This is a genomic window from Mycolicibacter engbaekii (assembly GCF_002101585.1).
Taxonomy (GTDB): domain Bacteria; phylum Actinomycetota; class Actinomycetes; order Mycobacteriales; family Mycobacteriaceae; genus Mycobacterium; species Mycobacterium engbaekii.
Genome location: NZ_LQOT01000046.1, coordinates 15,046 through 35,206, shown reverse-complemented (window position 1 = coordinate 35,206; position 20,161 = coordinate 15,046). Strand labels below are relative to the sequence as shown.

Sequence of the window (20,161 nt, the reverse complement as noted above, 5' to 3'; positions counted from 1 at the left end):
AGAGTAGTGGTCGCCGCGAATCATCTGCTCGACGCGGTCTGCCTGATCACGCTCGGGGCAGGGGTGTCATCTCGCACCAGATCACCCGGGAAGCATGGCGAGGAAACGATGAGCGTCGGCGGATAGCCGGGACGGCCCGACCCCTTGACCTGCAGCAGGTACGACTCCGGGGTGTGGCCGAACCTATTCGGCTTCCGGAAGTCGTCGCGCTCCGTCACGGTCAGGCCCCAACTACGCCATACCTCTCCGGTCGCCGCGACGAGTTCATCCGGGCTGGCTCCAAGCGGTCCATGGACGTGCGTCCAATATTCGTACTGGGTCGGTGGCCTGCCGGGACCGGTGAAGTTGTCATCGCATGACCCGTTGCCCCCGCCACGGAAGTCGGTACTGTCGAGCACCGTTCCGGCCGGCAACCCGTCGACGGTCTTTTGTAGGTAGTGCAGCACGGTGTCCTGTGCTTCCTGCTGCGAGCTCGGAACCTTTGGAGCCGGTGTGGCCGGAGTCGATGCCATGGATCGCCCCGGGATCGGCGTGGCGCCGGATGGGGTCAGCGGACCCAGTGGTGCTGCCGGTTGTGTCGGTGCACAACCCACCGTCAAGACGGCCGAAGTGGCGATGAGGTGGAGCAGGAGTCTTCTCACGACGGCCGCAGTGCGAATCCAGGTTCTGCGTCAGTTCCGCTTCCGGAAATTGCCCAGTGCCGGATTTCCCTTTGGGGCTGCCTCGAAAGAGGCGCCGGTGAAGAAGGGGCGGAACGGATGGGCTGTGAGCGTGTTCGCGGCCACGAGGATTAGTCGCCCCCCAACACCTGCGGGAACGGGGTGCGTTCCTTGGGCACGTCGCCAGGGAAGCACGGCGACACACCGCTGAGACCCGGTGCCTGATCCGGTCGGTACCGGGCCATGATTTGGAGCTTGTAGCCGTCGGGGGCGTAGCCGAATCGGTTGGGTTTGTAGAACCCCTCGCGTTCGATGACGTACCAGCCCCAGCTCTTCCAGATTTCTCCTGTCTGAGCCACGATGCTCGCTGTGTCGTTGCCGCGCGGAAAGTTCAGATCGCCCCAGGTGTCCAAGTTCTTGGGTGCTGTGGGGCTGGTGTCGTTGTCGTCGCATCCGGCTGTGCTGGTCGCGTCTCCGAACCGGCTGGCGTCCAGCGTCGTCCCGGCAGGCAACGCCGCCAGCGTTTTCTTCAGATAGCTCAGGATGGTGTCTTGAGCCTGCTGCTGACTGGTGGGGATTACGGGGTTCTGCTTCCAGCCAGGTGGCGGTGGCGGGGCGGGGGCGACCGGTCCATTGAGGATGGTCGCCCCTTCAGGGACGGGTGGCCCGAGCGGGTTGGGGTGGCCGCATCCTGCCGTCGCGGCGACGGCCAGCCAGATCCCTGCCGCCGCGGTAAGCCTTGCCACGCTGTTAGTCATCTGGCCGCGTAGCGCCGCTGCCGTACTGGCGGTGCTCGCCCCAACGGGCGTGTGCTTGCCGACCGGGGTGACCCGCACGACATGAGAGGCCATAGGGCAAATGTATTAGTGAACGGTGATTTGCGGAATTCACCCAACGGTCCTGGCTGCCGCCAAGAGCCGAACGCCGACGTCGGTCGGCCCGGGAAGGCTGCGTTGGCCTGTCACCCAGGCTGGGGCATGGGATCGATTGGGAGATCGATGAACTTTCCACGGACGAGTTGGTGCCCGACGGTGTACCTCTTCGGGATGACAGCGCCCTTGGCCAAGACGAGGTCGACTTCTCCTTCGCGGGGTGTCTGTCCGTCCCACATGTCGGGCCGATAGAGGAGCACGACGTTGTCGGCGCGACTGCGGCGGGGCCGACCGATGGCAGGTGTTCGACCCATTCGGCCGGTCCTGTCCCTGCGTCTGCCGTCACCGCGAACGTGGTTGTGGTGATGACCGCGATGTTTTCTTCCAGCGCAAGGCCTTTGAGGTGAAGCCCGCCGTCGAGCGCTGCGTCGATTCCGCGGAAGCCCGTAAGCACGGGGCCGAGCCCATGACCGGGCTGCTCGTCTTGGCGGCGCATGTGCGCGACCGTAGGGGCGGGTGTGACAGCCGGCCCCAATAGCACTGACGCGTTCCGGCTCTCAGGTATCTGCGGTTACCGAGTCGGCCGTCGCCTCGACGGGAAGCGCTATCACCACTGAGCACACCAGGACCATGCTCAACGAGATCGCGTTCAGGGCGGCGTCCAGCGGGCCGTACATGTGCAGCATCGGAACGTGATAGATCAGATGCAGCAGGTTGAACGTCGACAGCGTCAATGCTGTGGCGAGCATCAATGCACGGTTGCCCAGGTAGACGAAGGCTATTGCGGCCAGCACGGCAGTCGCCAGATACGCCGCGCCAACGTCTTTGGCGAAATGCTCATTGTAGGGGCCGAGCACGGGCAGCCACCGAAGACCGAAACCTGGAAACGTGTTGTACCAGTGCAGTGGCGCACAGTAGGCCCAGCTTCCGACGAAGACTCCCGAGAGTGCAAGTGTGGCCAGGCAAGTGCGGTGCAGTAGAGGGTTCATTCCCTTATGACGAGACAGCGCCCGCAATTGTGACATCAGCGTCAGCTGGTGACCTGTGCCATATCTGGTGACGTGACGTCACATTCCCGTGCTGCCCGGTGTCCTAGGGGTGTCCGCACAAACAGGAGGATTCAGATGTCTGCCAACAACGCACCACTGAGCTCGCTGCGAAATCCCCATGTGGTCGTGATCGGCGGCGGCTACGCCGGTGCCCTGGCCGCGAATCGGCTGCAGCAGAACCACGATATCCAGATCACGATCATCAACCCGCGCCCCGTCTTCGTCGAACGGGTGCGCCTGCATGAGTTCGTCGCCGGCAGTGGCGACGCCACAGTCGACTTGGCCGGCCTGTTGGGGGACAGGGTCAACCTCATTGTCGATACCGCCACCAGAATCGACGCGGCGACACGTACGGTCGAGCTGGCGTCCGGCTCGCTTGTCTCCTACGACTATCTGGTCTACGCGGTCGGCAGCACTGGGACCGTGCCCGAAGGTGTTACGGGTGCACGTGCCCACGCCTATCCCATCGGCGAGCTCGAACAGGCCGAGCGCTTGCGCGCCGCGGTCGATCTGCTGCCGAAGAATGCGCCGATCTGCGTGGTGGGTGGCGGACTGACCGGAATCGAAGCCGCCTCCGAACTGGCCGAGCAGCGCCCCGACGCGCAGGTGTCGCTGCTGTGTGGCGGCATCCTGGCCCCCGCGGTGGGGGATAAAGCCCGAGCATCGGTGCGCAGACAACTCACCAAGCTCGGCGTGAGCGTCGAGGACGAAGCGCTGGTCGAAGAAGTCCTCGCAGACCGTGTCCGCCTGTCCGACGGTCGTAGTCTGCCCAGCGGCGTCACCGTGTGGACCGCCGGCTTCGGCGTCCCTGATTTGGCCACTCGCAGTGGGCTGACCACCGACAGCATCGGCCGGCTGGTCACCGATGAAAGCCTCACCAGCATTGACGATCCGTGGATCTTCGGGGCTGGAGATGCATCGGCACCGGCAGGTCCTCCGCTGCGGATGAGCTGCCAGGCGGCGATGCCGCTGGCTGCTCGGGCCACCAGTACCGTGCTCGCGCGCATCGCGGGCAGCGAGGTGAAGGTTCTCAATCAGTCCTTCGTGGGCTCCAACATCAGCATCGGGCGGCGCCACGGAACCATCGCCGTCGCACACCACGATGATTCGCCTCGCAGCCTCTACATCGGCGGAAGGCTTGCGGCCTTCATCAAAGAGATGGTCTGCAGCACTGTCGTCAAGCAGATCGCCAAAGAGAGCCGCAAGCCCGGCAGCTACCGGTGGCCGGGGGCCAACACGCCACCTGTGCCGGTGAAGTCGGCGGTCGGATAACCGGTGGGCGGTTCCGTGCGCCACGTGGCGCACGGAACCGCCATCGGTGCCGCACCTGATGTGCTTCGATCAGTGCCTATCGGTAGCGACCGGAGGCCGGCTGACTGGAGCGGAGGCGTCTTGCAGCGCACGCGCTGGCGAATCACTCTTACCCTCGCACTGATCTTCGGTATTGGGCTGCCGGTTTCTCCTCCCGCTGCGGCGATGGTGATCTTGGGCGGGGGAGCCGTCATCGTGGTCGATGGCGTCGACTACTGCACATTGACCGCGATCGGGCGTGACCGGTTTGGCGACGTGGTGGGCTTCACGGCAGCGGAGTGCGGCGGGCCGGGCGCAGCGGTTGCGGTAGCGGGTACCGACACCGCAGTGGGCAGCGTGGCCGCCGTCAACGGCGCACTGCATTATGCGGTGATCAAGTTCGACGAACCTGATCTCATCCCGGTGTCCAATTACGCCGGCATCGACATCAACGGCATCGGACCAGGCCCGGAATATGATGCGCTGGTATGCAAGTGGGGGCCTGCTACCCCCGGCATCTGCAATCGCATCATGTCCACCGGCTGGCCGCGCGCGACCATGCGGGAGCAATTTGACCCCGGTGATCTGGGCGCCCCGGTAACCATCGACGGCCTGCTGGTCGGCCTGGTTTACGGTTTCGGCGTTTCAACGGGCAGCAGGTACTCGCCCGCCCGCGTGGTCACCTACCTGACGAAGTTCAACGCGATCCTCGATGACGTCAACGCCGGCGACGGCCCGGGCAGTGGATTCGTCCCGGTCGGCAGCTGACGGATACCTACGTCGCTCGGCGTTGGGTAAAGCACCTGATGCTGCGGCGTACACACCCGAACACCTTGTCGTTGCTGACGTTGTGAAGCACGCATTCCAATCACCCCATTCGAACTGGTAGCCATAGCCGAGGAACATCACTGCTCGCATCCCGCGACGGCGGGCGGAGCCTACGGCCGCTCGAAACACCCTCCGAACTTCCGAAGAATCCCACGGAGCGTCGACACCGACCACCACGCGATCGGCTTGTGGCCACGCTTTGCCAACCTTGCAGAGCAGTTGTCGGGGAATCAGACCTGTGTAGGTCTTGAACTCAACTAAAAGTCCGCTCACAGCGGCGTCGGGCGAGCGGAGCCCGACGAGGTGTCGCGTCGGTAGGGCGATCACGTTGTGCCCCTGGCGGGCGAGAAGGCGGGCGATCCACCACTCGTTCCTGTCGAAAGTCGCCAAGGATTCGTCAATGCCGCCCGTATGTCTGCCCGTCCACGAGTCGCTCTCATGCATGGCCAAGGCCGAAGCGAACGCCGTCTGATCGCCGCCGGCTACCCATAGGGCGACATCGTGCGCGTAGGCGCTGCGGGCGATAGGCAACAACACGCGCGAATAGTGACAGCGGGGTACGACAAAGCGTGGTTAACTACCCGGATCCCAGCCACGGAAGTATGGGCACCAGGGTTAGCGGAATCTGGGATACCTGCGCCATCCGCGGTTTCCACGTCACGATTCCGCCGACCGCAGCCGGGAAGGCAGGAGCTGACCCGGCCCCCGACCGCTCACATCTCCCGTTCCCCGCGGTTCCACGCGCAGGCCACCTCGCGCAGGCCAGCGCGCACCGCTGACCGGTGAGCACGGGGACGGCGCGGCCAGTGGCACATCCAGCACGAGCAGACGCCACGGCCGGTGAACACGAACTCCCAATAGCAGCGGCTGCGACCGCGAGCGCCGCGCTGGGGAAGATCGCAGCCGCCACCGGCACAGCGGTGGACGGCAACGACGGAGATTTCCCGGCGGGCGACGCGGACGTGAAATGGAGCATGAGCATCGGTACGGGACATGCGGATCCTCGAAAGCGGGGCAGCCCCACCGGGTCCGCAGATGGCTGCGGGGTGGGGCTACGGCGTGTTCCGAAGACCGCCGGCCGATGTCGCTGAGGCCATGCCGGGCACGGTACTCGTCGGCGCTGACAACGACCGCGCCACCACCGCCGGGCAGAGGCCTGGACTCCCGCCGCGGCAATGCCGCTGAAACAACCGGTTCGCGGCGGGCAACCCGGCTAACATCTTCGCGGCCATCAACAAATCTCGGAGGTGCCAGTGCGACGTCGTCTGCTGACCAGCCTGCTCGTTCTCTCGGTTGTCGCCGGGCTCGTTGCCGGGTGCTCCTCGCGCGCACCGCACCCCGGCGAGCGGGCGGTGGTGATCGTGTCCGGCGGGGCCGCCACCAGTCCGTTCACGACACCGGACCAGGCATGTGCGACGGGACTGGCCGCCGGCAACACCGACACCGCGTTGCGCCAGAACCTGCTCGACCACGACTACGTCGTCTACACCTCGCCGGCGATGGCCGGCCGCGGCCCCGTGGTCGACCAGGACGGTTTCGGCGCCTTCGCTGACTGCCCGATCACCCTGCCGGCGAACATGACGGTCAACTCCACCGGCAGCATCGACACCGCCGGCGAGCACCTGGCCCGGTTCCTGACCTATCTGAGCGACACCCACGGCGTGAGCGAGATCGACGTGGTCGCCCACTCGATGGGCGGGCTGTACTCGCGCGCGGCGTTCCGGGTGCTCCAGAGCCTCGATTCGCCGATCCGCATCCGCTCACTGACCACCCTGGGCACCCCGTGGCAGGGCTCCTACCTGTCGGACTACGCCAACGGGATCTCCCCGCTGTCGGGCTGTCAGCAGGATCGGTTCTGCGAGAACGCGATGAAGGGCTTCCAGACCGAGGTGCAACGGCTGATGGCCGGCTCGGGCCGCGAGGTCAACAGCAAGTACCTGATGGGACCCGACGGCTGGAACGAAGACCAGGCCGGTGTGCTGGATCAGATCCCGGTCACGCTGATCGGCGGCAACCGGTTCGCGGCGCCCGCCCCGGGCGCCGATCCGGCGGTGTGGCCCAACGACGGAATCGTCGCGCTGTCGAGTGCGCTGGCCACCGACATCAGCGACAGTGTCCTGCCGCATCGGCAGTGCTTCACCACCGACGACACGCACAGCATCTACATCTCCGACCTGGCCGATCTGGCCTGGGAGACGGCGCTGACCTGGGATCCTGGGGTCCTCGACGTGGTCCGGGAAGCCATCGACTCCGCCGAGCAGGCGATGACGACACCGAACCGCCGCGACTGCCCGCCGGCCTGAGCAGGGCGCGCGGGCTAAGCCTGCGCGGCAGGCGCCGTCGCGACGGCGTCGACGGCGACCCAGGTGTTGTTGACCGCCGCCGTCCCGGTGAAGGTGTCCACCCGGCTGGGATCGTGCAGGTCGTTGACGTTGGCCCCGGGCAGCGATTCCGCATGACGCCAGCCCGTGCCGCGGTGGCCCCAGCCATGGGGAATCGAAACGGTGCCGGGCCGCATGTCGTCGCTGATGTGCAGCGGAACCTCGATCTTGCCCATATCCGAGGTCACCTGGACCAGGTCGCCCTCGTCGAGTCCGCGAGCCCTGGCGTCCTTGGAGTGCATGTGCAGCGTGCATTGGTTGCTGCCGCTGGTCATCGACGGCACGTTGTGCAGCCATGAGTTGTTGCTGCGCAGCTGGCGTCGCCCGATGAGCTGTAGGTCGTAGCCGCTGCTGGCTTCGCCGGGCCCCTCCAGCAATGCGGCGGCCGCCGCGACGAACTCGTCCGGCGCGAGCGCCACCTTGCGATCGCGGGTGGCGATCACCTTGCGCAGCCGGGGCTGCAGCGCACCCAGATCCAGTCCGCCCGCGCTCTTGCGCAGTTTTCGCATCGATATTCCCTTGCGGCCCTTGCGCATCCATCCATAAGGTCCGGTCGCCAGGGTGAGGCGGGCCATGTGCAGCGGATCGATCGCCTTGATCAGCGGCTTACGCAGCGGCGCCACCAGCTGCCGCAGGGGAGTCGGAAGCAGTTCCAGCGCGAGCAGACTGAGGATCTCCCAGTCGTCCTTGCCGTCCGCCGGCGGTTCAAACGTCCGGCGCTGATAGCGGACGTTGTTGCGGACACTGAAAACCGTGAGGAGCAGCCCGACGTCTTCGCGCTCCAGCGGCGAGACGGGCGGCAGGATGTAATCCGCATGCCGGCTCGTCTCGGTGATGTACATATCCACCGCGACATACAGATCCAGCGAGGCCAAAGCCTCGTCCAGCCGGCCCTTGTGCGGGATCGACGACACCGGGTTTCCGGCGCAGGTGATCATCGCCTTGATCTGGCCCTCGCCCTCCATCAGGATCTCGTCGGCCATGACCACAGAGGGAAGCTCGCTGCGGAAGGACTTGTGACGTCCGGAGCGGTCCGTCCACGCGCCATATCCCGCCGGAATGTACTTAGCGAGGCGGGGAACGTCGGCAATCGGCGTGGAGAACATGGTGCCGCCCGGCCGGTCCAGGTTGCCGGTGACCGCGTTGATCACCATCACCAGCCAGCTCACCAGCGTCCCGGTCTCCTGCTGGCAGATGCCGATCCGGCAGTAGAGCGCCGCGGACTCCGCCGCCGCGTGGTCGCGGGCCAGGGCGTAGATGGTCTCCGCGTCGACACCGGCACGATCGGCGACCGCCTCGGGGGAGGCGCCGGCCACCAGGCGGCGCAGCTGCGGCATGCCGACCGACTGTTCGGCGATTGCCGCGGTGTCGCAAAGGTTCTCGTTGATCAGGACATGAAGCATGCCCAGCAGCAGATACGTGTCGCCGCCGGGGCGCACCGCGATGTGCTGGTCCGCCAGCTTGGCGGTCTCGGTGCGCCGCGGGTCGATCACGACGACGGTTCCGCCGCGATCGCGTACCGCTTTGATGCGACGTTTGGCGCCGGGCATGATCGACAGCGACCCATTGGACACCGCCGGGTTGGCGCCGAGGATCACCAGACGCTGCGTCCGGTCGATGTCGGTGATCGGGATGAGGATGTTGGAGCCGAACACCTTCCAGGCCGCGTACTCGTGCGGCATCTGATCGATGGAGGACGCGGAGAAGAAGTTGGGCGTCAGCAGCGCCGCACGCAGCATCAGGCCGTAGACCGCTCCGGAACTGTGCGCCGCAGGATTGCCCAGGTACATGCCCAGCGCCCGATTGCCGTGCGCCTTACGGATGCGGCGCAGACGGGTGCCGATGTCGGCGAGGGCTTCGTCCCAGCTGACCGGTTCGAAGCCGTCCCCGACCCGCCGCACGGGCGTGCGCAGCCGATCGGGGTCCTCGTGCAGTCCGGCCAACGCGGTCGCCTTCGGGCAGATGTAGCCGTGCGAGAAGACATCGTCGGGGTTGCCCTGGATGCGGCTGACCTTCCCGTCGGTCACCGTGATGGCGATGCCGCAGTGCGCCTCGCACAGCGTGCACTGGCTGCTGTGGGTTGTGCTCGTGCCGCCGGCTGCCGCACGCTGCGCGTCCGCCAAGGGCAGGTCGACCGTTGTCATGGGAAGTCTCCATCCTGGGGGTCCACCATCCGGCGCTGGTGCCGGGTGCGTACCCATGAAGAATTCTGGCATCGCAGGGCCCCGCAGCACCATGGCTTGGGGCGATAGCATCCGGCGAAACGGCGCGGTCCGTCATTGACCGGGCTGCCAAGTTCTCCTAGACTCCCGATACTGATAACGCATGTTGTCAGAATATGGTCAACGATGACTGGGAGTGCGCGTCCGTGACTCAAGACATGTCGGAAACCTGCCCGGCGGCCAGCGAAACGCCGATTGCGGCGGGTTGTCCCGTGAGCAACGGTGGCTACGACGGGCCCCCGATTCCCCTCGGCCCCGACTCACTGACCTGGAAGTACTTCGGTCAATGGACGGGCCTGTTCCAGGGAACCTGGGCGGGTTCGATGCAGAACATGCACCCGCAGCTCGGCGCCGCGGTCAAGGAGCACTCCATCTTCTTCATGGAGCGCATCCCGCGCCTGATGCGGTCGATCTACCCGATCGGCGGCGTGGTGTTCGACGGCTACCGCGCCCCCCAGACCGGTGCCGAGGTCCGCGACTACCACATCGGTATCAAAGGCGTGGACGAACAGGGCCGCCGCTACAGCGCGCTGAACCCCGACGTCTTCTACTGGGCGCACGCGACCTTCTTCAAGTCGACCCTGCTGGCCGCCGAGAAATTCGGTGGCGGACTGACCGAGGCCGACAAGCGCCAGCTGTTCGACGAGCACGTCCAGTGGTACCGCATGTACGGCATGAGCATGCGCCCGGTGCCCAAGAGCTGGGAAGAGTTCGAGGCGTACTGGGATCACATGTGCCGCAACGTCCTGGAGAACAACTGGGCGGCCCGTGAAGTCATGGACCTGTCGACCATGCCCAAACACCCGTCCCTGGAATGGATTCCGGACTGGTTGTGGGCACTGAACCTCAAGGTCATGCAGCGCTTCCTGACCTTCATGACGGTGGCGCTGTATGACGAGCCGATCCGCGAACTGATGGGCTACACCTGGTCGCCGCGACAGGCCCGCATGCACGACGCCCTGTGCATGGTGATCACGTTCGTGGGCAAGCACGCGCCGCAGCGTTGGTTGATGCACCCGCGCAAGCGTTCGGCGCTGGACCGCGCCTCAGGCCGTCTGCCGGTAGACGCCCCGCTGGTGCAGACACCGGCACGCAACCTGCCGCCGGTCCAGTACCGCAACGACCCGCACTTCTACTGCCCCAAGACCGACTGAACCGGGGGACGGCTCAGCTGTTCAGCGACCACACCGAATAATTCAGTGCGGTCGCGAACAGGATCCACCCGAGATAGGGCAGCAGCAGGATGGCCGCGATGCGACGCGCCTTCCAGAACAGGGCGATCGTGACGGCCACGGCGATGTCCAGTACGAGGATGTCGACCAGGGCCAGCCCCCGCCAGCCGAGCCCGAAGAACAGCGGCGACCACGCCAGATTCAGGGCCAGCTGGACGCCGTAGACGATGATCGCCGGGTTGCTCCACCGCGGATCGGTGCGCCAGACCAGCCATGCCGCGACCGCCATCAGGACGTACAGGACGGTCCACACCGGGCCGAACAGGTAGCTCGGCGGCGCCCAGCTGGGTTGGGCGAGCGTCCCGTACTTATCTGCGGCGCCCGCGGAGCTGATCCCACCCAGCGCAGAGACCGCGCCGACCAGGACCAGCGAAATCACCAGCGCCGCCAGGTGCCGAGACGCAGCAGAGCGGGGTGCTGTGGACGCGTTGGTTCCCATGGGCGTCACCCTAGACCGGATCGGCGGTAAGGGTGCCCGGATCCCGTAGGGTGCGACCGTGGCGGCAGCGAGCAACACGGTGCTGCTGACCGAGGAGTTCCGAGAAGCGTTGGGGCTGCTGGCAGCAGGCCGAAACCTCTTTCTGACCGGTAAGGCCGGCACCGGTAAGTCCACGCTCATCCGCCACTTCATGGCCGACACCGACCGCAACGTGGTGGTGGCCGCCCCGACCGGGATCGCCGCACTCAACGTCGACGGGCACACCATCCACCGCCTGTTCGGATTCCGGCCCACCACGACACTGTCGGATGTCATCGCCGGGGAATACCGGCCCGGCCGGTTCACCAAGACACTCGGCAAGCTGGACACGCTGATCATCGACGAGGCGTCGATGGTGCGTGCCGACGTCTTCGACATGATCGCCGCGGCGTTGCAGCGATTCGGCCCGCATCCGGGGACGGCGTTCGGCGGCGTGCAGATCGTGCTGGTGGGCGACCTCTATCAGCTGCCGCCGGTGGTCACCGAAGGCGAACGGCACCATTTCTCGACCACCTATGAGACCCCGTACTTCTTCTCGGCGAATGCCTTCCGGCGCGAGGACTTTCCGAGCATCTCGCTCACGACGGTGTTCCGGCAGCTCGGCGACGACCGGATAGCCGCAATCCTCAACGAGATTCGGGAGGGAGTGCTGCTCGGTCACGCCAAGCGGCACCTCGACACCCGGGTGGATCCCGACTTCGAGCCGCCCGACCACGAATTCTGGTTGACGCTGGCGCCCACCAACCGGCTGGTGAGCGCCCGCAACCGCCGCCAACTCGAGCGGCTGCCCGGCGAGGAACTGACGCACCGGGCCAGGCAGTCCGGCGACCTGTCCCTGTTCGACAAGCCGGTTGCCGACGAGCTGCGCTTCAAAATCGGCGCGCAGGTGATGATGCTCAACAACGACCAGGCCGGGCGCTGGGTGAACGGATCGATCGGCCGTGTGGTGGGGGTGGGCTACGACCGCAGCGGCGTCTTGGTCGAAGTCGAGTTCCCCGACGGCCAGATCGCCGAAGTCGCGCCGTTCACCTGGGAGGCCACCCGGCCGGTGGTCGACGGCGCAGCCCTGCGCCGGGACGTCGTCGGCACCTATACCCAGCTGCCGTTCGCCCTGGCCTGGGCGATCACGATCCACAAGAGCCAAGGCCAGACCCTGCAGCGGCTGGTGGTGGACCTGTCCGGCGGCATGTTCTCCACCGGCCAGCTGTATGTGGCCCTGAGCCGGTGCACATCGCTGTCGGGGCTCGTGCTCACCCGCCCGGTGCTGCCCCGAGATCTGAAGGTGGACCACCGGATCGCCCGATTCCTGCGCGCGGGCAACGACAACGGCCGAACGCGGCGCCGCTGTGCGATCGGCCTGCTCACCGTGGGCGAGCAGAGCCGGATGTCGCGACCGCGCCCGGTGGAACTGGCCGTGGCATTCGACGACGGCACGGCGGTGTCGACGCTGATCAACCCGCAGCGCGATCTCGCCGACGCCCGGGCGGCATACGGCATCGAGGTGGCCGACGTACTGTTGGCGCCCACCCTGCGGGAGGCCTGGGCGGTGATCGCGCCGATGCTGGCCGGCTACACCCCGGTCGGTGTGAAAGTCGATGAGACGCTGGGCCTGATCGACCACGAGCTCAAGCGCCTGGGTCAGATGGTGCCGATGCCACTCGGCATCGAACTGGCCGGGACAGCGGTGGCCGGCCAGACGGCGCTGCAGCGTGCCAGATCCGCGCTCGCGCGCACCGATCCCACCGCACCCGACGCCGTCTGCTCGCCGTTCGCCGACGCCGAGGGCGACGAGGCGCGGGCCGTCCTGCTGAGCCGTGACCCCGAGGTCAGGACCCCGACGGCAGCACACCGGCCGGTGCTGTCGGCGCTCCTGGAAATCAGCCGGACCCTCGGACCGATCCTGCTCGGGGGCACCGACGTCGATCCGATGCCGCCGGCCGGGGAGGACAGCGCGGCCACGGCGGCGCGCCGGGCGGCTGCCGACCAACTCCTGCACGCCGCCACCAGCACCCGGCTACCGGACGAGGTGGCACAGCGCCTGCGCAAGGCGCTGGGGGCGCTGGGTGCCGGCGAGGCGGCGGCCGCGCTGGGCCCCTTGGGGCCGGTGGGCGACGGGATCGCCGCGGTCCTGGTTCCCGGCGCCCGCATCTGCTTCACCGGAACCGCCGTCGACGGCCAGGGCCGGGTACTCGACCGCGGCGACATGGAGCGACTGGCCGTGTCGGCGGGGCTGGTGCCGGTGCGGTCGGTGACCAAGACGCGGTGCGAGGCAGTGATCGCCGCCGAAGCGGGCAGTCAGTCGGGAAAAGCCCGCAATGCCCACAAATACGGAAAGCCGGTGTTCACCGCGACCGAGTTCCTCCGGTGGCTCGGCTCCTGAGCGGGGGCTCGCTTGCCGGCGCCCACCCTCAATCCAACTCGGCCAGCGCCTTACGGGCCGCCTCCAGCTCGGCCTCCAGCACGGCAACCCGCGCGGCGTGCTGGGCGCGCGCCTCGTCCATGACCGCTTCGATCGGCGCGGACAACTCCTCGTGCAGTTCCTTGGCGGCCCGCGACACGGCCGCCGCGGCGACCGCGAGGTTGCGCACCAGATAGGTGCTGCCCTGCTTGATGTCGGCTCGCCATTCCCCGTCGGCGGTGCCGGTCACGCTCAGGGTCAGCTCGAGGGTCTTGGCCTTCTTCCCGGCGGACTTCTTGACCGGCTCCCTGGCCTCAGTGGACAGAGCAGCCTCGGCGGTGGGCGGGACGGCGTCGGCGAACGAATCCGTCCCGGGGGCGTCGGGGGCAAACGCGGTTGCGGTCATGATGGCGCGAACTCCTTGCTTCCGTCTGGCCCGCGTCGGCGGGCGACCTCTCCGCGGTATTAGAACACATGTTCGACACCGGTGGGTGGATCCGGCCCGGCCGCGGCGGCCGTGTCGCGCCCGAGGTGGACTCAGTCAGGCGGTGGCGGGCTCATCGAGGTGACGTAGTACGTCTCCTGCCCGGTCGGGTAGCCACCGCCGTCGGTGGCGATGTGGACGTGGTCGTAGTGGTTGGCGGTCTCGTTGCCGTAGTCCGAGGTCCAGTTCCCGCCGCCGACACCCGGGTAGATCTTCTGCCGCCAGATCACGTGGTTGACGCCCCAGCGCGCGGCGTTGGCCAGCGCATACCCGGCGACCTGGTCGCCGAGCAGGATGCCGGCCTCGCTGTGATAGTCCGGAATCATCACGTCGATGGCCAAGCCGTTGGGATGCCACTTCAGCGGGTCCTGACGGTAGCCGTAGATGGTCTTGATCTCCTGAAACAGCACGCCGATGGTGCGGGCCGCCCAAATGGTCTTGACCTGCAGGCCGCTCTCCGGAGCCACCCCCGGCGGCAGCGGGAAGGTGAATTGCTGACCGTCGCTGGGCGCCGGCACGCTGGCCGCCAGGGCCGCGGCCTCCTCGGGGTTGGCCATCCGGATGCCCCCGGTGGGCGGTGGCGCGGGAGTCGCAGACGTCGTGGGCGCCGCCACGGGGGACTCGGCGGGCGGGGGAGCCGGATTATGGCTGCCCTGGGCGTACAGGAGGGCTCCAGAGACCGCCAGTGACGTCAGAATTGCCAGGCTGCGACCGCAGATCCTGGCGACCTTTCGTCTGTCCACCACGAGAACTTTAGTTAATCACGCGCCGAAGCGGCCGGAGCGGTGCTGCGGTGCGGGTCGGGCGTCGCCGTCCTCGGTGCCCGGCGCTAGCCTCCGGCGCGGTCGATTCGGCGGATCATCCGCGCCGTGGCGGCTTCGGCTGCGAGCCGGCGATCGGGGTCGGCTCGGCGGCCGGACGCCCGGTGCAGCGCCGCGCGGATGGTGACGCCCTGCTCGTAGGCCCGGACCACCCGGGGGTCGACGTAGGAACTGCGGGCCACCGCCGGGGTGTTGCCCAGGTCCTCGGCGACCGAGCGCATGACCGCAGCGACTTCGCGGCGGCAGACGGTTTTCGACGTCGGCTCCGCGGCCGCGGCGAAGCTCTGCGCGGCCAGCACCGTCCCGTGCCAGGTCCGCAGATCCTTGACGCTGAACTGCTCATCGGTGAGCTCCCGGAAGCGTTCGTTGAGATCGTCGGCGTGCACCTCGCACCAGCCGTCGCGCGTGCGGTACACCAGTAGCCGGGCATTGCCGGTCGGGGCGCGCAACAGGGCGCGCACCGCGTCGACCACCGGGGGATCGTCGACGGAAACCGTCCGGCGGACGCCGCTTTTGGCCGGATAGTCGAATTCCACACCGCCGTTGCGCAGCCGGACATGGTCCCGCAACAAGGTGGCCAACCCGAAGCTGCCGTTGTCCTGGGTGTACTCCTCGCCGCCGGCCCGGAAGTAGCCCCGGTCGATCAGTTGCTGGGCCACGGCGAGCACCCGGTCGCGCTGCAGGCCGCGACCACCCAAGTCGGCCAGCACGCGCTCGCGCCACTGCGGCAGCAACCTGGCCAGCGTCAACGCCCGGTCGTACTTCTCCTCAGCGCGTTCGGCCTGCCACTGCGGGTGATACAGGTATTGGCGGCGCCCCGCCGCGTCTTGCCCGACCGCCTGAATGTGACCGTTGGCGTACGGGCAGATCCACACCTTGCGCCACGCCGGCGGGATCGCCAGGGTCTTGATCCGGGCCAGCATCTCCGGGTCGGCCACCGACTGGTCCCCATCGGTGTAGGAGAAGCCGCGGCCCCTGCCGATCCGGCGAAGGCCGGGGCCGTTGGGATCGCTTCTGCGCAGCCGCACGGCACAGAATTACCCCGACGGCGGCCGGCCGAGACGCTAGACGCCGGGGCACAACTCCTGGCGTGCCGCCTGCGCGATCAGGGGGAACTGCGGCCACGCCGGGTAGTACGGCTGCTGGGACTCGACGGTTCGGCCCACTCGCAGGTTCTCGCAGATCATGTGCCCGAGCGTGTGCACACTGGGCTCGGTTATCGGCTGGTCGTCGGCGTAGCGGGCGGTGTAGCCGTGGGTATTGAGGTAGTTCATGAAACCGGCCTCATCGGCATGCGCCGGTGCGGCCGCGATCGACATCCCCATCGCGACACCGGCGACGACCGCCGCCGCGGTGAACCGGACCGTCCCACTCATAGCAGGGATGCTACGTCCGACCGCGACGCGCGGGCGCAGCGTGCCCGCCACACCCGGCAAGCTTCCGGGGCGGATGGGGATTGCTGCTAGCGTCAGCGGCGAGGAGAAAGGCGCTCGAGGTGAAACCAACCGCACTCGCGACGGCCCTGGCCGCAGGCGCGCTGGCCGGGCTGATCGGTGCCGCATCCGCTTCGGCAAACCCGCTCAACCCGCGTGACCCCGACTACTGCGGCGACAGCCCGGACATCCTGGTGTGCACCGAGCACTTGTCGACCTACCCCAGTCCCGAAGAGATGGCCTACCTCAACGCCATCCGCGGAAAGTTCCCGCCCGGCAGTGAAGCTCGCCGGCTGGCCGCCGGACGGACCGCGTGTCTGGAGTTCCCGAAGCATCCGCGGAGTCTCATCGTCGAGCAGCTCTCGGTTTATCTGCAGGTCGCCAACCCCACCGCCGCTGAGGTGGTCGAGGCCGCCCACGCCAACATCTGCCCGTCGGTCAGGACCCAGGGCTGAACCGGTCAGCGACGGTGGCGGCGCAACCCGTCGCGGATCGCGGCCTGGGCTGCGACGTCACACTCGTTGTAGCTCAGACACCACTGCCGGGCGGCTTCGGCGAGCGGACCGCTGCCGCGGGCGTTTTCGACGGCGCTCAGCGAGACCAATCCACCGGGATCGTCGACCTCCCAGCGGAAGCCGAAGGATGCGGCGACCTGTTTGATCGATGAGGAAGTGCGGGCGAAATACGTCGCGTCGAACCACTTCCGCAGGTCAAAGGTGATCCCCGCCAGGGCCTGCTGGACATCGGTGAATCTGCGGGTACGGGATGTCTCGGGATGGTCCCAGTGAAAGACCATGAGCGATTTGCCTTCACGGGCCGCCCGGTCACGCAGCTGCTGAATCCGGCGGGCGAACTCCGCGGCGAGCTCGGCCTCGTCCGCGTCGTCGAGCGGATCGAACGAGACCACCGGCTGATAGCCGGCGGTGGTGTCGTCCTGGCCTTCGCGAATGCGCAGGCCCCACTGGTAGATCCGGCCCCGGTCATCCCACTCGATGTCGAAGTCGACTTCGATGTCGGCGGCAGGCACCGACGGCGTTCCGGGCTGGTGAGCCTCGAAATCAACACCCTCACAGGCCATCCGAGCTCGCCGTACAACCTTTGCCAAACGTTCGCCGGGAAGGTTCTTACCGACGGACTGGACTCGGAACGCCTCGAGGTGCGCCTCGGTGTCGACGGCCGCGAGCTGGGCGACGCTCAACCCGGCGCCGTCGCCGCAGTTCCGGTACAGATACTGCCATTCCCGCACCGTGAGGTGGCCCACCTCGATCGCGAACGATGCGTCGAGTTCGCCGGCCACCGAGGCGCAGTAGTCGAACCACGCGCATGTCGCGCAGTCCCGGATGCGGTAGGGCCGCACCAGTTCCCGTCCGGCTGCCGCGGCCGTCGCGACATCGAGACGGAACGCGAACTCATGGTCGTAACGCTGCAGGGCTGAACGGGCCTTGCGATGTGTCGGATCGCTCGATGAGTACGTCACGATGTTCTCGACGTCCAGGTCATACCAGGTCACGCCGAGGCTTTGGCCCACCAGCGCGGTCAGATCCGAGCTGCCGACGATGCCGCCATGGTTGACCCCGGGGTGAAAACCCAAGTCCTGCAGCATCCGGGTGTAGTGCGCCAGCTGCATGACGTCGTCGTGCCACCGTGCGCCGCGATGGCTGTGCCCGGGCACGGTCAGCCGGTGCTGCGGGTCGGACAGCGGCGAGACCTCCACCTGCGCACGCTTGCCGGCGATCACGGTGCGGTGGTTCTTGATGTCGACCGGTAGATAGCCGCTCTGGTGTCGGACCAGCACGTCGGGCAGGCCCCTGCGACCGCCGACGTCCGGCAGGCGTCCGCCGGCGATCACCTCGACACCGGCCTTCATCGCTGCCACGGTGCGCCGCTGACGTTCCTCGGCGCCGGTTTCGTCCTCGATGAACAGCAGACGTCCGGTATCGCCGAGGAGCGACCGGAGTTCGTCGACCACGCGGCCCTCGAACGCGATTCCGGCCTCGCGCAGCGACTCCAGTTCAGGACGTGGCGGCGCCGGCTCCGGGACTCCCGGAGCGAATTCGTTGTGGGTGAGGCGGGCACACAGTTTGGCCGGGTAACCGCCCAGCGTGACCGGTGCCATGACGTCCGCCCTTACCTACGGCGCCTGCCGCCGCGCGCCCGCCGCGAACTCACCGATCAGTGCTGCGACGACCCCGAACGCGAAGTACAACGGCACCAGCCACGGTGCCACCCCGAACAGCTGGTCGGAGCCGGGGGCGTAACGGAACTGCCCCGCGGCCGCGATCCCGATCTCGACGAGCGGTCCGAGCGCGGCGATCAGCACACCGCAGGCGATCGCCGGCCGATCGCCGAGTGTGCAGAAGGTGATCGCGGCGAACGCACAGATCAACGTCGTCAGGGGTACCACCGGCGCGGCGTGCAGCATCGCGGTGACGACATAGCTGCCCAGAACGGCGGCCAGACCGGCCACCCCTTGGCGCAGCGTGACCGTGCTGCGGGGCGCGGGCAGATGCAGCCGAAGCTCCGCGAGGAAGGCGGTGGCCGATCCGACCAGGATCGGGAAGTAGAGCGGACTGCTCCAGATGAACGGGATGGCCTGCGAGGGGGGCAGGTACTCGGTGGTTCCGGTGATCACATGCGAGTGGTCACCGATCAGACCGGCTGCCGCGCCCAGGACGAACAGCAACACAGCGATCGAGGGGCGTAATTTCACCACCGCAGTATCGTCCATCGGATGAGCGCCGAGGATCGCACCCGCTGGGACGCGAAGTATGCCGGGCGCTCGGTTGCGGGCGCGATCGGCCCGGCGGAGCAGTTCGCGGCGTTCGCCGACGAATTCCCCGTCTCAGGCCACGCGGTGGACATCGCCTGCGGTCAGGGCACCGGGGCGGTCTGGCTGGCGCTGCGAGGACTGTGGGTGACCGGATACGACATCTCCCCGGTTGCCGTCGCGCAGGCCCGCGACCTGGCCGAGCGGCACGGGGTCGGGGATCGGTGCCGGTTCGACGTCGTCGACCTCGACGACGGCCTGCCGGACGGACCGCCGGCCGATGTCGTCTACTGCGCGCGTTTTCGCGACCGGCGGCTCGACGCACCGATGGTGCACCGCCTGGCCCCGGGGGGACTGCTGGCGGTCACCGCCTTGAGCCGGGTCGGCAGCACCGCCGGACGGTTCCGGGCGGCGCCCGGTGAGCTGCGCACGGCGTTCCCCGGGGTCGAGGTGATCGCCGATGGCGAAGCCGACGGCTTGGCGTGGCTGTTGGCGCGCCGGCACGGTGCCGGGGCGCCGCCGCGCTAAACCGGTGCCGGTGCCTCGAAGTCGCCGGGCGCCGGACCGGGCTCGGCCGGTACCTCGTCGAGCGGCAGGGCATCCATCGGCGGTGCCTCGCCGGCCGGGAACTCGAACGGCAACTCCACGGGCGGCGCGGGCGGCGCCTCCATCGCGGGCGGTGCCTCCATCGGCGGTGCGTCCAGCGGCGCCGCCATCAGCTCGATGCCCATGGGCTCGCCCATCGGCTCTGCGGGGGGCGGCGGAGCCGGCTCGTTCATGGCGGCGAACTCCATCACCGGCGGGTCCATCGGTGCGGGCGCTTCGGCCGGCGGCTCGACGTCCATCGGGAGATACATGTGGTGGGTGAACTGCGGTTGGTAGGCGCCGCCGCCGCCGATGTTCACACCGCCGCGCTCGCCGCTGGCCACCGGGGTGCCATCAGGCAGGGTCACCGCGGTGTGATGGCTGTTCCAGCCCACCACCAGGGCGCCCGGCGCGGTGCCGTGCTTAAAGCCCCGGGCCAGCAGTGCTGCCTCTTCGTTGGCGGTGTGGAACCGGCTGCCGAAGGCCGGCCGGCCGGTGGCGATGTTGGACACCCACGAGGCCAGACCGGAGCAGTCCGTGCCGGCGGGGGAGTCGCCGCCCAGGATGTACGGGGTTCCGGAAACCTCCTGGATGAGCGCCATTATTGCTTCGAGACCAAACATGACCAGGCACAGTAACAACGCTTATCTTGGTCGCCAAAA

19 protein-coding genes are annotated in these 20,161 nt (G+C 67.8%); 7 read left to right on the top strand and 12 right to left on the bottom strand.

The genetic code is table 11. From position 1 onward, the window contains the following. Window positions 1-20: 20 nt before the first annotated feature. The 3 genes from AWC02_RS14690 to AWC02_RS14680 all read right to left on the bottom strand — a co-directional run bounded on the left by AWC02_RS14690 (window position 21) and on the right by AWC02_RS14680 (window position 2,388). On the bottom strand, window positions 21-512 hold the full coding sequence (locus tag AWC02_RS14690) for a hypothetical protein (RefSeq protein WP_237160479.1): 492 nt from the start codon (window positions 510-512) through the stop codon (window positions 21-23). Window positions 513-790: 278 nt separating this feature from the next. Then, on the bottom strand, window positions 791-1,510 hold the full coding sequence (locus tag AWC02_RS14685) for a hypothetical protein (protein WP_237160478.1): 720 nt from the start codon (window positions 1,508-1,510) through the stop codon (window positions 791-793). Between the two features lie 578 nt (window positions 1,511-2,088). Beyond that, window positions 2,089-2,388, bottom strand: coding sequence for a hypothetical protein (locus AWC02_RS14680; RefSeq protein ID WP_237160477.1), 300 nt, complete (start codon window positions 2,386-2,388; stop codon window positions 2,089-2,091). A gap of 267 nt (window positions 2,389-2,655) precedes the next feature. On the opposite strand from AWC02_RS14680, the gene AWC02_RS14675 reads away from it, so the two are divergent. The 3 genes from AWC02_RS14675 to AWC02_RS14665 all read left to right on the top strand — a co-directional run bounded on the left by AWC02_RS14675 (window position 2,656) and on the right by AWC02_RS14665 (window position 7,001). Beyond that, a complete protein-coding gene (locus tag AWC02_RS14675) occupies window positions 2,656-3,852 on the top strand; it encodes an NAD(P)/FAD-dependent oxidoreductase (RefSeq protein ID WP_085129490.1) in 1,197 nt (398 codons plus the stop codon). Between the two features lie 120 nt (window positions 3,853-3,972). After that, on the top strand, window positions 3,973-4,638 hold the full coding sequence (locus AWC02_RS14670; RefSeq protein WP_133055644.1) for a chymotrypsin family serine protease: 666 nt from the start codon (window positions 3,973-3,975) through the stop codon (window positions 4,636-4,638). Window positions 4,639-5,951: 1,313 nt separating this feature from the next. After that, window positions 5,952-7,001 carry an esterase/lipase family protein gene (locus tag AWC02_RS14665; protein ID WP_085129488.1) on the top strand — a complete coding sequence of 350 codons (1,050 nt, stop codon included), beginning with the start codon at window positions 5,952-5,954 and terminating at the stop codon, window positions 6,999-7,001. A 14-nt stretch (window positions 7,002-7,015) separates the two neighbouring features. Here the strand turns inward: AWC02_RS14665 and AWC02_RS14660 are convergent, their stop codons facing one another. Further along, a complete protein-coding gene (locus tag AWC02_RS14660; protein WP_085129487.1) occupies window positions 7,016-9,223 on the bottom strand; it encodes a molybdopterin-dependent oxidoreductase in 2,208 nt (735 codons plus the stop codon). Between the two features lie 224 nt (window positions 9,224-9,447). Here AWC02_RS14660 and AWC02_RS14655 point away from each other — a divergent pair, with 224 nt between their 5' ends. Further along, window positions 9,448-10,455, top strand: a complete 1,008-nt coding sequence (locus tag AWC02_RS14655; protein WP_085129501.1) for an oxygenase MpaB family protein — start codon at window positions 9,448-9,450, stop codon at window positions 10,453-10,455. A gap of 13 nt (window positions 10,456-10,468) precedes the next feature. Here the strand turns inward: AWC02_RS14655 and AWC02_RS14650 are convergent, their stop codons facing one another. After that, window positions 10,469-10,972 carry a TspO/MBR family protein gene (locus AWC02_RS14650; protein WP_085129486.1) on the bottom strand — a complete coding sequence of 168 codons (504 nt, stop codon included), beginning with the start codon at window positions 10,970-10,972 and terminating at the stop codon, window positions 10,469-10,471. Between the two features lie 58 nt (window positions 10,973-11,030). On the opposite strand from AWC02_RS14650, the gene AWC02_RS14645 reads away from it, so the two are divergent. Further along, entirely contained in the window at window positions 11,031-13,391 is a 2,361-nt protein-coding gene (locus AWC02_RS14645) for a DEAD/DEAH box helicase (protein WP_237160476.1), read from the top strand. A 28-nt stretch (window positions 13,392-13,419) separates the two neighbouring features. Here the strand turns inward: AWC02_RS14645 and AWC02_RS14640 are convergent, their stop codons facing one another. From AWC02_RS14640 to AWC02_RS14625, 4 genes are all read right to left on the bottom strand, one after another. Next, the gene (locus AWC02_RS14640) at window positions 13,420-13,815 is read right to left on the bottom strand and encodes a DUF6319 family protein (protein WP_085129485.1); all 396 of its coding nucleotides are present in this window, start codon (window positions 13,813-13,815) and stop codon (window positions 13,420-13,422) included. A 131-nt stretch (window positions 13,816-13,946) separates the two neighbouring features. Further along, the gene (locus AWC02_RS14635; RefSeq protein WP_085129499.1) at window positions 13,947-14,636 is read right to left on the bottom strand and encodes a VldE C-terminal domain-containing protein; all 690 of its coding nucleotides are present in this window, start codon (window positions 14,634-14,636) and stop codon (window positions 13,947-13,949) included. An 86-nt stretch (window positions 14,637-14,722) separates the two neighbouring features. Beyond that, window positions 14,723-15,742 carry a DNA topoisomerase IB gene (locus tag AWC02_RS14630; RefSeq protein WP_085129484.1) on the bottom strand — a complete coding sequence of 340 codons (1,020 nt, stop codon included), beginning with the start codon at window positions 15,740-15,742 and terminating at the stop codon, window positions 14,723-14,725. 36 nt (window positions 15,743-15,778) lie between these two features. Further along, window positions 15,779-16,090 carry a DUF732 domain-containing protein gene (locus AWC02_RS14625; RefSeq protein ID WP_085129483.1) on the bottom strand — a complete coding sequence of 104 codons (312 nt, stop codon included), beginning with the start codon at window positions 16,088-16,090 and terminating at the stop codon, window positions 15,779-15,781. A 119-nt stretch (window positions 16,091-16,209) separates the two neighbouring features. On the opposite strand from AWC02_RS14625, the gene AWC02_RS14620 reads away from it, so the two are divergent. After that, window positions 16,210-16,602: a hypothetical protein gene (locus tag AWC02_RS14620; RefSeq protein WP_085129482.1), complete on the top strand. Its 393-nt coding sequence runs from the start codon at window positions 16,210-16,212 to the stop codon at window positions 16,600-16,602. A 5-nt stretch (window positions 16,603-16,607) separates the two neighbouring features. Here AWC02_RS14620 and AWC02_RS14615 read toward each other — a convergent pair whose 3' ends face one another. Both AWC02_RS14615 and AWC02_RS14610 read right to left on the bottom strand, forming a co-directional pair. Next, the gene (locus AWC02_RS14615; RefSeq protein ID WP_085129481.1) at window positions 16,608-18,263 is read right to left on the bottom strand and encodes a ribonuclease H-like domain-containing protein; all 1,656 of its coding nucleotides are present in this window, start codon (window positions 18,261-18,263) and stop codon (window positions 16,608-16,610) included. 15 nt (window positions 18,264-18,278) lie between these two features. Further along, complete coding sequence (locus tag AWC02_RS14610) at window positions 18,279-18,857, bottom strand: diacylglycerol-binding protein (protein ID WP_237160475.1); 579 nt, start codon at window positions 18,855-18,857, stop codon at window positions 18,279-18,281. Between the two features lie 21 nt (window positions 18,858-18,878). Between AWC02_RS14610 and AWC02_RS14605 the strand changes: the two genes are divergently transcribed. After that, complete coding sequence (locus tag AWC02_RS14605) at window positions 18,879-19,442, top strand: SAM-dependent methyltransferase (protein WP_085129479.1); 564 nt, start codon at window positions 18,879-18,881, stop codon at window positions 19,440-19,442. Here AWC02_RS14605 and AWC02_RS22615 read toward each other — a convergent pair. Next, window positions 19,439-20,122 (bottom strand): glycoside hydrolase, encoded by a 684-nt coding sequence (locus AWC02_RS22615; RefSeq protein WP_085129478.1) that lies wholly within the window; start codon window positions 20,120-20,122, stop codon window positions 19,439-19,441. The genes AWC02_RS14605 and AWC02_RS22615 overlap by 4 nt on opposite strands. Window positions 20,123-20,161: the final 39 nt, after the last annotated feature.